General features: G+C 48.1%; 13 protein-coding genes. 10 read left to right on the plus strand and 3 right to left on the minus strand.

Annotated elements, in window-relative coordinates:
* Positions 1–253 precede the first annotated feature (253 nt).
* The gene (locus tag AAKU64_RS20840) at positions 254–1,171 is read right to left on the minus strand and encodes a pseudouridine-5'-phosphate glycosidase (RefSeq protein WP_354362897.1); all 918 of its coding nucleotides are present in this window, start codon (positions 1,169–1,171) and stop codon (positions 254–256) included.
* A gap of 52 nt (positions 1,172–1,223) precedes the next feature.
* On the minus strand, positions 1,224–2,345 hold the full coding sequence (locus tag AAKU64_RS20845; RefSeq protein ID WP_354362898.1) for a carbohydrate kinase family protein: 1,122 nt from the start codon (positions 2,343–2,345) through the stop codon (positions 1,224–1,226).
* 675 nt (positions 2,346–3,020) lie between these two features.
* On the opposite strand from AAKU64_RS20845, the gene rbsK reads away from it, so the two are divergent.
* From rbsK to AAKU64_RS20895, 10 genes are all read left to right on the plus strand, one after another.
* A complete protein-coding gene (gene rbsK / locus AAKU64_RS20850) occupies positions 3,021–3,950 on the plus strand; it encodes a ribokinase (protein ID WP_354362899.1) in 930 nt (309 codons plus the stop codon).
* A gap of 241 nt (positions 3,951–4,191) precedes the next feature.
* Complete coding sequence (locus tag AAKU64_RS20855; RefSeq protein ID WP_354362900.1) at positions 4,192–5,196, plus strand: BMP family lipoprotein; 1,005 nt, start codon at positions 4,192–4,194, stop codon at positions 5,194–5,196.
* A gap of 236 nt (positions 5,197–5,432) precedes the next feature.
* Positions 5,433–6,962, plus strand: coding sequence for an ABC transporter ATP-binding protein (locus tag AAKU64_RS20860; RefSeq protein ID WP_354362902.1), 1,530 nt, complete (start codon positions 5,433–5,435; stop codon positions 6,960–6,962).
* Positions 6,963–6,964: 2 nt separating this feature from the next.
* Positions 6,965–8,041 carry an ABC transporter permease gene (locus AAKU64_RS20865; RefSeq protein ID WP_354331134.1) on the plus strand — a complete coding sequence of 359 codons (1,077 nt, stop codon included), beginning with the start codon at positions 6,965–6,967 and terminating at the stop codon, positions 8,039–8,041.
* Positions 8,042–8,051: 10 nt separating this feature from the next.
* Complete coding sequence (locus tag AAKU64_RS20870; protein ID WP_322121335.1) at positions 8,052–9,023, plus strand: ABC transporter permease; 972 nt, start codon at positions 8,052–8,054, stop codon at positions 9,021–9,023.
* 137 nt (positions 9,024–9,160) lie between these two features.
* The gene (locus tag AAKU64_RS20875) at positions 9,161–10,165 is read left to right on the plus strand and encodes a nucleoside hydrolase (protein WP_354362904.1); all 1,005 of its coding nucleotides are present in this window, start codon (positions 9,161–9,163) and stop codon (positions 10,163–10,165) included.
* Between the two features lie 26 nt (positions 10,166–10,191).
* Positions 10,192–11,034 (plus strand): 2OG-Fe(II) oxygenase family protein, encoded by an 843-nt coding sequence (locus AAKU64_RS20880; RefSeq protein WP_323492034.1) that lies wholly within the window; start codon positions 10,192–10,194, stop codon positions 11,032–11,034.
* 165 nt (positions 11,035–11,199) lie between these two features.
* Positions 11,200–11,616, plus strand: a complete 417-nt coding sequence (locus AAKU64_RS20885) for a cytidine deaminase (RefSeq protein WP_354362905.1) — start codon at positions 11,200–11,202, stop codon at positions 11,614–11,616.
* Positions 11,617–12,032: 416 nt separating this feature from the next.
* On the plus strand, positions 12,033–12,761 hold the full coding sequence (locus tag AAKU64_RS20890) for a Crp/Fnr family transcriptional regulator (RefSeq protein ID WP_354331142.1): 729 nt from the start codon (positions 12,033–12,035) through the stop codon (positions 12,759–12,761).
* Positions 12,762–12,920: 159 nt separating this feature from the next.
* Positions 12,921–13,802 carry a dienelactone hydrolase family protein gene (locus AAKU64_RS20895; protein WP_354362906.1) on the plus strand — a complete coding sequence of 294 codons (882 nt, stop codon included), beginning with the start codon at positions 12,921–12,923 and terminating at the stop codon, positions 13,800–13,802.
* Between the two features lie 165 nt (positions 13,803–13,967).
* On the opposite strand, the gene AAKU64_RS20900 is transcribed toward AAKU64_RS20895, so the two are convergent.
* Positions 13,968–14,360: a VOC family protein gene (locus AAKU64_RS20900; RefSeq protein ID WP_354362907.1), complete on the minus strand. Its 393-nt coding sequence runs from the start codon at positions 14,358–14,360 to the stop codon at positions 13,968–13,970.
* Between the last annotated feature and the right edge of the window lie 226 nt (positions 14,361–14,586).

The following is a 14,586-nucleotide window of genomic DNA, read 5'->3' on the forward strand; positions in this document are numbered from 1 at the left end:
CCTACCTGTAAAAATAATCGTATTGATGAATTGTTGCCGCTGCGGGCAAAATCGGTTGTTTGCTGATCGTCTAGGTGGGACTGTCGGACGCATACTCATTAGTATGTCTAAAGCGTCCATATAATCATTGGACACTAAGGCATTTTTTATAAAAATAATGGGGAGTATATTGAATTACCATAATCGTAGCCTGCAAAGTTCTTGCTAAAAATCGACTTCAACTTGCGTCAAAGTATCAGCACAATGCAGCTGATCAAACATTTTTCAAAGCCAAAGCCAAAGCCAAAGCCGCACCGACAATCGCATTGTTTTTTACCAGCGCGATATTCGTCACCAAACTGCGGCCGTCTGTCAGTTGTTTGATTCTATTTAATAAAAACGGCGTCACTGCTTTGCCGTTAATACCTTGCGCGTCCGCCTCTTGCAAAGCCTGCTCCGTGATGCTGTCTATCTCTGCTTTTGGCATGGCGTAAGCTTCTGGAACAGGATTGGCAATCACCACACCGCCACGCAAACCCAGCGCCCATTTGCAACGGATAAAGTCGGCTTGCTCGGTCGCTGTATCCAACTGAAAATCAGCTTTAAAGCCGCTGCCGCGAGTAAAAAATGCGGGGAATTCAGCTTGGCCTACGCTCACCACCGGCACGCCATGGGTCTCTAAATATTCCAAGGTCAGACCCAAATCCAAAATCGATTTTGCGCCGGCACAGACAACTGCGACCGAGGTTTGCGCCAGCTCTTGCAAGTCAGCAGAAATATCAAAACTGGTTTCTGCACCGCGATGTACACCACCAATGCCGCCGGTGACAAACACCGCAATTCCGGCCAACTCCGCACAAATCATCGTTGCGGCAACGGTTGTTGCGCCCAGTTTACCCGTCGATAAAACATAGGGTAAGTCACGACGACTGACTTTCATTACCTCGGGTGCACTGGCTAATTGCTCTAGTTCTGCGTCAGACAAACCCACACAGATTTTGCCGCCAATAATCGCAATCGTCGCGGGTACTGCGCCGTTATCACGGATCAATTGCTCAACCTCGCGTGCGGTCTGGACGTTTTGCGGATAAGGCATGCCGTGCGAAATAATGGTGGATTCCAAGGCCACAATAGCTTTGCCATCCGCTTTGGCTTGGGCGACTTCTTTTGAAAATACGAGGTAGTTTTGCATGAGGCTTCCTGAATGATGGTGTAATTTCTATTAGGTTAAATTCGACAGCGAGTTAAGTGAGTGCCATCAGCGTATCCGGCGTCAGATCGGGGCAAACCGTGCCTGCACTTTGCAAAGTCAAGGCCGCAAGATGCAAGCCGCGCTGTGCTGCTAATAACAGATCTGCATTGTTGTGATACAAGGACCAGCACACTGCTGCCGCAAAGGCGTCGCCCGCACCCGTCACATCCACAACATCGGATGCCACTAGCAACTGCGCTGGCAAACGGTGCCAGTCCGTACCGCTGGTCAGCATCACGCCAGCATCGCCCAAGGTGACAATCACATCCTGCGCGCCTTGCTGTTGTAGCTGGCGACAGGCACGCTGTATTTTGTCCTCGTTGATTTTTTCCTCACCATCAGTGCTCAGACGAGAGCCGACGCGAGTCTCCAATTCACCCAAGTTGAGTATCAGCAAACGCACGCCTTCTAATACCTCCGGCAGACGCGCCATTTTGGGTTGAGATACAGCGACCAGTATCAGCAGACTGGCATGTTGATTGGCTTGCGTTATCAGGTATTGAATACTGCTTTGCGGTAAATTTAAGTCCGCCACCGTCATCAGCGCAGTATTTAATTGCACCTGGCGGCTTGCTAAAAAAGTGGCATCCAGAGACTCACACAAAGTCATATGCGACAACGCCAATAACATCTCGCCATCCGCATCTAACACGGCGGTATAACTACCGCTGCCCTGCCCTGGCAATTGCAAACTGGCACTGGTGTCGATGCCCAACGCCTGCGCTTGTGTCAGCAAATCAGCGCCAACGGCATCATCTCCGGTCGCGCAGAGTAAGGCAGTCGCGCAACCCAAACGCGCCAGATTTTCAGCGATGTTGCGTGCCACTCCGCCAAAGCTTTCATGTTGGCTGACAGGATTTGAGGTACCCATTTGTAAGGTCGCCAAGGTGCGCACCTTACGATCAATATTGGCACCACCGATGCATAAGACTGGCCGGCGCTCGGGCAATACGTAGGCACGACCCAGCAAGCGTTTTTCACGGATCAGACTGGCGATATGTCCTGCCACCGCCGACCGTGATAACTGAAGGCGCTGCGCCAGCTCTTGCTGCGACACAAAGGGATGGGCGCGGATGATGTCAAACAACTGATCTTTTTTCGAAATTTCGGACATGGGCTGTAGGCTGAGGTATTGATAGACAGAATGAAATCAGAAACAAAGGTGGTCGTAATTTAGAGAATTCAAAAATAGTGGGAGACTTAAAATGAGACTTCGCTCACGATTAAATCCATATACTCCCCAGCTCTTTTAAGAAAATTAAGATGAAGGTCAATAAACATATAGACAATAAATAATACTCACCATGAGTATTATTTAATATTAATTTATTACCTTACTAAGCTTCATTCAAAAGGAGGTTTTGTCGGATAGATGTAGGAACCAAACAACGAACAAAAAACAACAGCATGGCATGCCCAAAGCCAATCTCATTAATCCCAGCCAAAACGCTTAAATTCAAATCAAAACAAACATATGTTTTAAATTATAAACATATGTCTTATCGCAATCAAGAAACTATCGAAAAATACGGATTAATTTTGCAATTAAGCTTTCTTCTTATTCACAAAGTCGCTCTAATTTGCTCAAATTGGTTCATATAAGACAATTGCCTTGATTGGCATTTGACAACAAAAAAGATAGCGTCCAAAATTTGCCACCATTTTTAAAAAATCAAAATATCATTGCTTTGCAGATTAGTTCTTGACTTGCATAAGCGCACCATAGTTAAATAGGAAATCGGTTGCGCAAACGATTGCGCGACCATTTTTTTACCAAGAGATTGTCAAAATGAAGCCACGCATTACCGTTGTTGGTAGCGTCAATATGGACCTCGTGTTCCGCACACCGCGCATGCCTGCAATCGGTGAAACGATGCATGGTCATGAATTCCGTCAAATTCCCGGTGGCAAAGGTGCCAACCAGGCCGTCGCCGCTGCACGGCAAGGTGCCGATGTCAGTTTTGTCGGCGCTGTTGGCAATGATGGCTTTGGCGATTTCTCAAAACAATGTCTCGCGACTGAAGGCATAGAGCTAGCCAATCTGGCGACCGTACAAGGCATCGCCACCGGCGTTGCAGGCATTTTGGTCGACGACAGCGGGCACAACAGCATCGTATTGGCCGCAGGTGCCAACGCTAGCGTCTCAGTTACCCAAGTAGAAGCCGCGACCGCCAGCATCGCCACAGCAAAACTCTTGTTGTGCCAGTTAGAAACCCCCTTAGATAGTGTCACACGCGCCATCCAGATTGCACATCAGCACAAGGTCGGTGTAATCCTCAATCCTGCGCCTGCGCAAGATTTAAGCGATGAGTTATTGGGATTGGTCGACTATCTGATTGTGAATGAAACCGAAGCGTCGCAATTGAGCGGCACTTCGGTCATCGACCAGGCCAGCGCTAAATTGGCATCGCAACAGTTATTAAAACGCGGCGTCGGCACAGTGCTACTGACCATGGGTGAGCACGGTGTCGTGATTACGACTAAAGATTCGAGCAACTTTCTGCCTGCGATTAAGGTCGAGGTGGTTGACACTACGGCGGCAGGCGATACTTTCGTAGGAGCGCTGGCAGTCGGCTTGGCTAACGGATTAAATATCGTAGACGCAAGCAGCGAAGCGCAATACACAGCGGCTTTAACGGTGACTAAACTGGGCGCTCAAACGTCGATTCCGCACCGGCATGAAGTGCTGGAATTTATGCATAAACAGAAGGCCGCCTGAAGGTTCAGGGCAAGCTAAAATTCGATAAAATTTTTTTTAGTAAACTACTGAAATAGTTAGACCATGTTAGGCTTGCTGGCCTTTTATCCTTTATTTATATCAGTGGTGCTCAGCAGACGTTATTCAAAGCAACGGGCAATACCGAACCTTGAATAGCTGGGCCGAAAAGCACTAACTAATGAGCTGATACTTTCAATATTTTCGACACTTCCGACACAATTGCGACCGACAAGGAATCACCATGAAACTCAAGCGTCTCTGCCTTACTGTAATGAGCTTGTTTGCTGTTGTCAGCGCTGCCAGCGCTGTTGCAGCCGATCCTAAGTTAGCCGTCATTTATGATGCAGGCGGCAAGTTTGATAAATCCTTCAATCAGTCCGCATCTGAAGGTGCAGAACGTTTCAAAAAAGAGACCAAAATCTCTTTCCTGGAAGTCCAGGTCGCCAGTGATACACAAACAGAGCAAGTGTTACGTAATCTGGCACGCAAAAAAATCGATCTGATCGCAGCAATTGGTTTTGCCCAAAGTCAGGCAGTACAAAACATCGCCAAAGAATTCCCTAATACTAAATTCGTCGTGATTGATGGCGTTGCCACAGGCAATAATGTCAGCTCAGTTCTGTTCAAGGAACAAGAGGGTTCTTATCTGGTTGGTGTTGCTGCGGCAATGGCTAGTAAGTCTAAAAAAATCGGCTTTGTTGGCGGTATGGATATTCCTCTGATACGCACTTTCTCTTGCGGTTACGCGCAAGGTGCCAAAGCAGTTGATGCCAAGGTTGAGGTCACCAGCAATATGGTTGGCACCACCACTTCGGCCTGGAACGATCCGGCCAAAGGTGGCGAGTTGGCGCGCGCGCAATTCGAACGCGGTGTTGATGTCGTTTTCGCAGCAGCAGGCGGCAGCGGCATGGGTACGTTGCAGACAGCCAAAGAAAAAGGCAAGCTCGCCATCGGTGTTGATTCCAATCAAAATTATTTGTATCCGGGCACAATGCTGACCTCGATGGTTAAGCGTGTAGACCAAGCGATTTACGATAGCTTTATGCAAATCAAAAACGGTGACTGGAAGCCGGGCATCATCAACAAAGGCCTGAAAGAGGGTGGCGTTGATTGGGTTGTTGATAAAGATAATCGCGCCCTGATCACCCCAGAAATTGAAAAGCGTGTCAACGCAGCAAAACAAGACATCATCAGCGGTAAAGTCAAAGTGATTGACTCGCGCGACGGAAGTAAATGCCCGGTTTAGTGTCTTATCTTGTCTTGTTTCAGTTTGGTTTTGCGCTCATGCTCTAATTAAATTTTATTCTCTACGTTTTTAAGCTAAGCGCAAAACCAAATGATGTAAGCAGACCTTAGCGCAATCAATCGTCGCGTCAGGTCTCTATCATCTTGCAATTTCAGTAAGTTCAGCAAGTTCACTGAGTTCGTTAAGTTCGTTAACATCGCCGATCAAACCCTAGCTAATTTTTATCCCTCCTCCGTATGCAGCCAGCCGTAGAATTCCAACAAATCTCCAAACGCTTTGGCGCCGTACACGCCAACCGCGATGTGAGTTTTTCTATTGCGCCCGGTAGCATCCACGGCGTTATCGGAGAAAACGGCGCAGGCAAATCAACCTTGATGAGCATCCTGTACGGCTACTACCGTGCGGATAGCGGCAAGCTCTTGATCAACGGTCAGCCACAAAATATTCGCAATAGTCAGGAAGCGATCAAACTGGGTATCGGGATGGTGCATCAGCATTTTATGCTGGTAGAAAATATGACGGTTCTTGATAACGTCATGTTGGGCGCAGAAGGTGGGTTCAGACTCGCCGCTCATCGTACCGATATTGAGAAAAAGCTGCGTGAAATTTGCCAGCGTTATTCTTTAGATGTTGATCCGCTGAGCAAAATCCAAGACTTGTCGGTTGGTTTGCAACAGCGGGTAGAAATCCTCAAACAAATCTACCGTAGCGCCAACATTCTGATACTCGACGAGCCAACCGCGGTGCTGACCGTGCAAGAAACGGCGTCGCTATTTGAAGTCTTGCGACTGTTCAAAGAGCAAGGCAAGACCATCATCCTGATTACCCACAAGCTGCAAGAAATTCTCGACATCACCGACCAGGTGACGGTAATGCGCGCAGGCACGGTGGTCGGCTCCGTTGCTACCGCTGGTACCAGCAAAGAAGAACTAGCCAATCTGATGGTAGGTCGCCCGATACAAACGCAATTGCCACGGGCTGCCTATGCGCCGGGCGCGTCTGTGCTTGAGGTAAAAGGATTGAATTTGCGTAGCAAGCAAGCGGTCGATCTACTGAAAGATATCAACTTCAACATACGCGCTGGTGAAATCGTCGCCATCGCCGGTGTCTCTGGCAATGGTCAAAGCGAGCTGCTGGAAATTTTATCCGGCATGCGTTTGCCAAGCAGCGGCGAGATACAAATGCAAGGCCACTTGCTACCCATCGCCAAGCGCAAAGATGCCGACGGTTTGCCTGCCATTTTCCGTAAGCTTGGTATTGGTCACGTACCAGAAGATCGACTGCGTGATGCCGTAGTTAAAAACTTTTCGGTCATGATGAATAGTTTTTTCGGTTATCAGCAACAGACTAAAAAACGCTTTGGTTTACTCGACTTCGCCAGCATTCTCAGCAAATGCACCGGGCTATTAAAAAAGTTCGATGTACGTCCGTCCGATCCACATTTACGAATCGCCCTGCTGTCCGGTGGCAATCAGCAAAAAGTCGTGATCGCGCGTGAAATTGCTGCCGCGCCTAAACTGATGTTAGTCGGCCAGCCTACCCGTGGTGTTGATATCGGCACGATAGAAAGCATCCATGCGCAGCTACTCGCCATGCGCGATGCGGGCGTTGCCATTCTGCTGGTGTCGGTAGAACTGGAAGAAGTACGGGCATTGGCAGATAGAATTCTGGTCATGTCTAGCGGCTGTATCACGGGCGAATTGATGGCAGAAGAGTTTGATGCCACGCGTATAGGTTTGCTCATGGGTGGACTACATAAATCATAAGTATGACTAATTCAGAACTTCCACGCTGGGCAACTGCCATAGCGCTTCCCTTACTCAATTTGCTGTCGGCACTGTTGGTTGCTGCGCTGGTGATTTATTTGTTGGGCGAGAGTCCAATAGAATCGCTGGGCATTCTGGTCAACTCCGCCGTATTGAACCCAGAAGGGTTGGGCTACACATTATTTTATGCAGCGACCTTTATTTTTACTGGTTTGTCGGTATCCATTGCGATGCAAGCAGGTTTGTTCAATATCGGTAGCGAAGGACAAATGTATGTCGGTGGCCTTGGGTTAACACTAGTTTTATTGTTGCTCGATTCCAGTCTGCCTGGCTGGTTGTTAATTCCACTAGCGATTATTGGCAGCGCTATATTTGGTGCGGCCTGGGCTTACTTGCCAGGTTATCTGCAAGCTAAACGCGGTAGTCACATCGTCGTCACGACGATTATGTTTAACTTCATTGCTGCCAGTTTAATGAACTTTTTGATTGTGACTTATCTGATTCCGACCGGCCAGCAAAATCCCGCCAGCCGCGTATTTGCAGAGGCGTCTTGGTTACCGACACTGAATAAAATATTCCCGATTCTGGGGGAGACGCCGTTGAATATCAGTTTTATTCTGGCGCTAATCGCGCTGGCGATTTATGGTATTGCAGTATGGCGTTCGGCCTGGGGTTATCAGTTGCGCGCTACGGGTTTAAATCAGCATGCGGCACACTACGCAGGTATTTCCATCACTAAAACGATCATCGTTGCGATGTTGATTTCTGGTGCACTGGCTGGATTGGCATCGGTCAATTCCTTGATGGGATCGACACATTATCTAAATTTGAATTTCCCGGCGGGTGCTGGGTTTATCGGGATTGCGATTGCCTTAATGGGGCGTCAGCATCCGGTCGGTATTTTGCTATCGTCTATTTTGTTTGGCGCGTTGATTCAGGGTGGTTTTGATCTGTCGCTAGAAAAACCAAATATCCCAACTGAAACTTTTATCTTCATCCAAGGCCTGATTATTTTATTTTGCGGCGCCATGGAAAATCTGTATGCGCCAGCCTTAGCGCGTCTGCTGAAACGAAACTAAATCGGAGTTAATGATGTTTGATGATTTTCATTTCGCCAGCATACTGGTTTCCACCATCAGGAATGCGCCGGTATTGATTTTTGCTGCGATGGCAGGATTGTTTGCGGAACGCAGCGGTGTAGTCGATCTAGCCTTGGAAGGCAAAATGCTGGCGTCGGCTTTTGTTTCGGCTGCTGTCGCATTCACTACACAAAATCCGTGGCTGGGCATCTTGGCTGGTGTTGGTGTATCTGTCGCTATCGCATTGCTGCAAGGCTTTGTCAGTATTACGCAAAAAGGAAATCAGTTAGTCGCAGGGATTGCGATCAATATTGCCATGAGCGGACTGACATTTGTGTTGGCGCAGTTTTTCTTTTCTCAGGGTGGGCGCACGCCCGATCTCGGCCAGGCTCGCTTGTTTGATATCGTCTTGCCAGGTACTGCTGCGTTAGAAAGTATTCCGTTTGTTGGCTGGTTCTACGGCAAATTAATCGGTGGCCATAGTGCACTGGTCTATCTGGCATTTGCATTGATCCCAGTCGTACATTGGGTGATTTACCACAGCCGTTTTGGTTTGCGATTACGGGCCGTGGGCGAAAATCCCCATGCTGCCGATGCCGCCGGTATCAACGTTGAACGTACCCGTTTTCTAGCGATGTTATGCGCTGGCGTATTGTGTTCATTTTCCGGCGCTTATCTGTCTATTGTGCAAAGCGGTTTCTTCTTGCGTGATATGTCGGCAGGTAACGGTTACCTGGCATTAACCGCGCTGGTATTCGGCAACTGGCGTCCGCTCTACACGGCGATGGGTTGCCTGATGTTTGGCTTCTTTGCAGCGCTGCAAGTGCAGATCGAAGGTATCGTCTTCCCGGTGATCGGCAAAGTGCCAGGCTCATTGATACAGATGATTCCCTATGTTGTAACTGTCATTGTATTGGCAGGTTTAATGGCAAAATCAGTCGCACCAAAAGCGATTGGCGTGCCTTTTGTTAAGTCTCGCTAAGTGATCAAAATACGTCGTAAAAATAAGAGATCAAAATAAGACATTAAGATTCGGCCTCCTTGAACCGGGCCAACCGCAATAAGTCACTTCGTCTGGGTTCTGTTAATGGCCAGGCGAAGTAATTTTGGAGAACCTCCATGACCACCAACTCTATCCCGGCAAAACATAAAGTCATTTTTGATACCGACCCTGGCGTCGATGATGCAATGGCGCTGTACTTCGCGCTCGCTCATCCAGATATCGATGTAATCGGTATCACTACTACGTTTGGCAATGTCACCGTCGAACAGGCCACTGCCAATGCACTCTACTTAACCCGGATCGCTGGCCGTAGTATTCCAGTAGCCCAAGGCGTGCCTGTGCCTCTGGCAAAAGACCCTGGCACACCGCCTGCGTTTATTCATGGTGCAGATGGCTTGGGCAATTTAACTAGCCGGGTAGAAGCCGGTGGCGTAGCAGAAGTTGAAAGTGCGGCAGAATTTATCGTCAAAATGGCACGTCAGCATCCGGGCGAAATCACGCTGGTTGCGGTAGGTCCGTTTGGTAATCTAGGACTGGCATTAAAGCTAGAACCACAATTGCCTAAGCTCTTAAAGCAAGTCGTCTTGATGGCTGGTACCGTGGATGAACCGGGTAACGTCTCACCGGTAGCAGAAGCCAATGTCTGGAATGATCCAGACGCGGCTGATCTGGTCTTCACTGCGGGCTGGGATTTGACAATGGTTGGTCTGGATGTAACGCATCGCGTGGTTTTGCCATCGACTTTCTTCACAGGTCTGGCAAAGAAACATCAGCATATCGCGACCGATACCTTAAGTCATGCGGTTAATTTCTACGCTAATTTCTACCAAAGTATTCGCCCTGATCTGGGCCATGCTTGTTATGGACATGATGTCTTGGCGTTTGTCTGGCTGGTTGCGCCAGAATTATTTAAAACCCAATCGGGTCGCGTACGTGTTGCAAAAGAAGGCATCGCCAATGGTCAGACCATGATGGCAAAACTGGCGATCCCGTATCCTCAATCAGGATGGGAAGCGGATAAGCCAGAGACGCGTGTTTGTATGGAAGTGGATGCTAAGGCATGCGCCAGTCTGATTGATACGATATTAAGCAGCGACTGGTTGTTGCCAGCCTTGCGTTAATTCATCGCGCCCATTGAGGAGATATTATGTTTATCGAACCAGTTGATTATCGCAGCCCGGACGCTGCACAAAAATTTACCGAGAGTCTGCATCGTACTGGCTTTGGCGTGTTGACTAATCATCCTTTATCGCAACCTTTGCTGGAGACCATTTATAAAGAATGGTACGAGTTCTTCCAGACTGATGCGAAGAATCAATACAATTTTGATGCAGTCAAAATGGATGGTTATTTCTCACCGAAGGTATCAGAAACCGCCAAGGGTAATACCAAGCGGGATCTGAAAGAGTTTTATCATATCTATCCGGGTGGCCGTTATCCCGCTGAAGTATCTGATGCAGCAAGCCAGTATTACGAGCAAGGTAATAAGCTCGCTACGGAATTACTGCAATGGGTAGAGGATCACACACCAGCCGACATCAAAGCCAAGTATTCCATGCCCTTGTCGGACATGATACCGGGTAGCGATCACACCTTACTGCGCGTCTTGCACTACCCGCCATTGCGTGGTGATGAGGAGCCGGATGCAGTGCGTGCAGCAGCTCATGGCGATATCAATTTGCTGACCTTGTTACCGGCCGCAACGCAAGCCGGCTTGCAAGTCAAAGGTAAGGATGATGAATGGCATAACGTCCCTTGTGACTTCGGTATGTTGATCGTAAATATCGGCGACATGCTGGATGAAGCATCGGAAGGTTACTACCCATCCACTATTCACCGCGTGCTAAACCCAACAGGCGAGGAAGCGAAAAAATCACGCATCTCGCTACCGCTGTTTTTACACCCAAGACCAGAAGTCGTCTTGTCAGCGCGCCACACAGCGGGTAGTTATTTGAGTGAACGGCTGATCGAATTAGGCGTGAAGAAATAAATCTTAAGAGGCATGTCCAATACTTCTGCGGCTTACAGGTTATTTTTGCTCTGTAAGCCGCAGAATATATGGACATCCAATTTCAATAATATTGAATCATTCGTAGTTTTTTCTATCGGTTACTAGCAACCTACAACCCAATTACAAATACGTTGAGAATTTCCCATGACGACCCAAGACATCATTCCTAATCTGATTGCAGAAGCGCACAAAGCACGCGAGTTGGCTTATGCGCCCTACTCCAAATTTAAAGTCGGTGCAGCGGTACAAACTAAAGACGGTAAAATTTTCCGTGGCTGCAATATTGAAAACGCCTCCTACGGTCTGTGCAATTGCGCAGAGCGTACCGCCTTGTTCAGCGCACTCGCTGCCGGATATCGTCCGGGTGATTTCGCCGCCATCGCTGTCACTGGCGACACCGACGCTCCGATCGCCCCTTGCGGTGCTTGCCGCCAGGTCATCATCGAATTGGGTGGCCCGCAACTAGCTGTTGTGCTGACCAATTTAAAAGGCGACATCAAAAAGACTACCGCTGGCGAGCAATTGCCAGATGCGTTTTATCTGGTGCCACAAGCTGATTAAACCTGGCTCATGCGCTGTTGGTGCATGACGCACTTATGACAACGGGGCAAGACGATGCTTACCCCGATCATTTAGATTTGCAATAATTTGGCTGCTATTCTGGGCACTGATCGGTTTCCCCTGCCATTCGCCTCGCACGCTCTCGCTAGCGCTGCCAATCACATCAGGTTTCGCCCTCCGAGCTATCTAGTAACTAGTTAGGTCTACAAAATTTACTTCACGCCCGCTAAATGGTGGAATATGCTGGTGTTAATTGGTGCTGCTATATAAGTGCAAATCTCTTACACTTAGAACTTATCGCCGTTACATAAATTGGCTCCTAAACACGCTATTCGTCGCATTCGCAATATCGTCGCGACAACTTGCTGAAGTAGTTTTACATCGCCCTTCATTACAAAATTAATCGATTCCACACCATGTCAAAATCAGAGACCACGCCAGAACCCGATCCACGGAAAAACCGCATACTGGCTGCTCTTCCCAAATCTGAGTACGAAAGACTATTACCGGATCTTAAATATGTAGAAATGCCACTAGGCTGGACCGTGTCTGAATCAGGCGATCATGTGGATTTTGTACATTTTCCTATCGGTGGCATTGTCTCTTTGATTTATGCCTTAGAAAATGGCTCTACTAGCGAAACCGCACTGGTCGGTGACGAAGGTATGGTCGGGATCTCGATTTTTATGGGTGGTGAAAGCATGCCCACCAGTACCGAAGTGCAAAGTGCTGGCGCTGCGTTTAAATTGAGTCGCAAGGTCATGAAGCAAGAGTTTGAGTCGGCTGGCGAGCTACAACGACTTGCGCTTTTATATACCCAGGCGCTGATTAGCCAAACCTCACAAACTGCTGTGTGCAATCAACATCACTCACTAGATCAACAACTCTGCCGCTGGATATTAATGACCATCGACCGGCTGCATGATAATGAAATCATCATCACTCAAGAAATGGTGGCTAGTTTGTTAGGTGTCCGGCGTGAAAGCGTTACCGAAGCAGTTGGGCAATTACAAAAAGATGGCATGGTCGAACGTGCCCGCGGCCGTATCACCGTTACCAATAGAAAAAAATTAGAGCAGCGTGTGTGTGAATGTTATTCCGTCGTCAAAGAAGAGTACGAGCGGCTACTTCCCTCAGATAACTAATCTAAATAATACAACTTGCACAAAATCTTCCCAGTCACACCAACTGCACTGACTGCGCTCTAGCTTTAGTCGTGCTAAGCCCCAAATACCATATTTGATTTTGCGGTATGCTAATCGCTGTTTTTTCCACAACCACAATCATTCCATTTGGAGATACTCATGCAGAATCAACAGGATTTCGATAGTCTGGTAGGCAAGTCAAAATTAAGTGATGGGGTTGACCGTCGCACCTTTATTCAAACTGCGGTAGGCGTCGGTTTTGCCGCTGCAGCGATGCCTGTGATGGCACAAACTATGATCAAAACCGATACGGTGGGTTTAACTGCCGGGGTTGTGATGGTCGAAGTCAACGGACAAAAAGTCCCTGTCTATCGCGCCCAGCCAGAAGGCAAAACTAATCTGCCTGTCGTTTTGGTCATCTCAGAAATTTTTGGTGTACATGAGCATATCGCCGACGTCGCACGCCGCTTCGCCAAACTAGGTTATCTGGCGCTGGCACCAGAATTATTCGTACGCCAGGGCGATCCAAGCAAATATCCTAATATCGGCGAATTAATCAAAGAAGTCGTCTCCAAAGTACCCGATGCACAAGTCATGTCCGATCTGGATGCGGTGGTTGCCTGGGCCAAAGCCAATGGTGGCAACACCAACAAATTAGCCATCACCGGCTTCTGCTGGGGTGGCCGCATCACCTGGATGTATTCCGCGCACAATCCTAATGTAAAAGCCGGCGCAGCCTGGTATGGCCGTCTGGTAGGTGACCCGACGCCGCTATCGCCAACCAATCCTGTCGACATCGCAGCGGGCTTAAAAACACCAATCCTCGGTCTATACGGTTTGAAAGATACCGGCATCAGCCAAGAATCTATCGCTCAAATGACGGCGGCTTTAAGCAAAGGTAGCAGCAAGTCCACATTCAAAGTGTATGCCGACTCAGGCCATGCGTTCCATGCGGATTACCGTCCAAGCTACGTAGAAGCAGATGCGAAAGATGGCTGGATGCGCTGTCTTGCCTGGTTTAAAGAGAATGGTGTGAGCTAGACGATAGAAATTCTCTAGCTAGAATTGCTGCATGTCATAAGTTGGGCTGCTGCCATATTGCTGCATCAGCACGGCCCAACAATCTCACGCAACAAGTGACCGCTCGGTATTTGCTAATGCCTTTGCAAAATCACGTACAAAGTCCCTCATCAATTTACAAAAAAATTAACCACCGACCGGTGAGCAAAGCTCAATTAATGATCCTTCCTGAGAGCGAACATACGCAACAGTTTGCCCCCACGGTTTTTGCATCGGCTCTTTAATTGCGACAGCACCAGCACTGATTGCTTTAGTATAAGCAGCACTTACATCTTCCGTCACAAATGCCAGCTCGACGCCTAAAGGCAGTGCGTCAGGATCGGTTTTTTGATAACGCCCACCCAGGTTCATCTCGCCCATTGCGTGTGATGCAAAGGCGAGCACTGTTGCCCCAGTCTCCAATTCGCCATACTCACCTGATTCATGTAAATACCTTGTGTCAAAACCAAATGCCTTTTGATAAAAGTTAAGCGTATCAGGAACGGAATTAACGTAGACGATGGTGTAAGCAAATTTCATGGAACCTCTTCTGAAGTGCGTTGATATTTTGTCTGATCAGGTCAGATTTTATGGAAATCGTTTCACTATAGCAGGCAAAATTAGTGCGTTTCTATACAAATGATCTCTAACTACGTATGACATTAATAGTTAGAGATCTTTGCACGATAAAAAGCCAAGCAGAGTGTTTACCTCAAATGAGACAATAGCAACAGGATAAATTTAAAGAGTGGCAATCATGGCGTGG

The sequence above is a fragment of the Undibacterium sp. GrIS 1.8 genome (genome assembly GCF_040544445.1).
Classification (GTDB): Bacteria; Pseudomonadota; Gammaproteobacteria; order Burkholderiales; family Burkholderiaceae_D; genus Undibacterium.

Excerpts from the sequence above, each read along its gene's own strand:
- AAKU64_RS20840 (WP_354362897.1), bottom strand. The coding sequence starts at position 1,171 with ATGCAAAACTACCTCGTATTTTCAAAAGAAGTCGCCCAAGCCAAAGCG.
- AAKU64_RS20845 (WP_354362898.1), bottom strand. The coding sequence starts at position 2,345 with ATGTCCGAAATTTCGAAAAAAGATCAGTTGTTTGACATCATCCGCGCC.
- rbsK (WP_354362899.1), top strand. The coding sequence starts at position 3,021 with ATGAAGCCACGCATTACCGTTGTTGGTAGCGTCAATATGGACCTCGTG.
- AAKU64_RS20855 (WP_354362900.1), top strand. The coding sequence starts at position 4,192 with ATGAAACTCAAGCGTCTCTGCCTTACTGTAATGAGCTTGTTTGCTGTT.
- AAKU64_RS20860 (WP_354362902.1), top strand. The coding sequence starts at position 5,433 with ATGCAGCCAGCCGTAGAATTCCAACAAATCTCCAAACGCTTTGGCGCC.
- AAKU64_RS20865 (WP_354331134.1), top strand. The coding sequence starts at position 6,965 with ATGACTAATTCAGAACTTCCACGCTGGGCAACTGCCATAGCGCTTCCC.
- AAKU64_RS20870 (WP_322121335.1), top strand. The coding sequence starts at position 8,052 with ATGATGTTTGATGATTTTCATTTCGCCAGCATACTGGTTTCCACCATC.
- AAKU64_RS20875 (WP_354362904.1), top strand. The coding sequence starts at position 9,161 with ATGACCACCAACTCTATCCCGGCAAAACATAAAGTCATTTTTGATACC.
- AAKU64_RS20880 (WP_323492034.1), top strand. The coding sequence starts at position 10,192 with ATGTTTATCGAACCAGTTGATTATCGCAGCCCGGACGCTGCACAAAAA.
- AAKU64_RS20885 (WP_354362905.1), top strand. The coding sequence starts at position 11,200 with ATGACGACCCAAGACATCATTCCTAATCTGATTGCAGAAGCGCACAAA.
- AAKU64_RS20890 (WP_354331142.1), top strand. The coding sequence starts at position 12,033 with ATGTCAAAATCAGAGACCACGCCAGAACCCGATCCACGGAAAAACCGC.
- AAKU64_RS20895 (WP_354362906.1), top strand. The coding sequence starts at position 12,921 with ATGCAGAATCAACAGGATTTCGATAGTCTGGTAGGCAAGTCAAAATTA.
- AAKU64_RS20900 (WP_354362907.1), bottom strand. The coding sequence starts at position 14,360 with ATGAAATTTGCTTACACCATCGTCTACGTTAATTCCGTTCCTGATACG.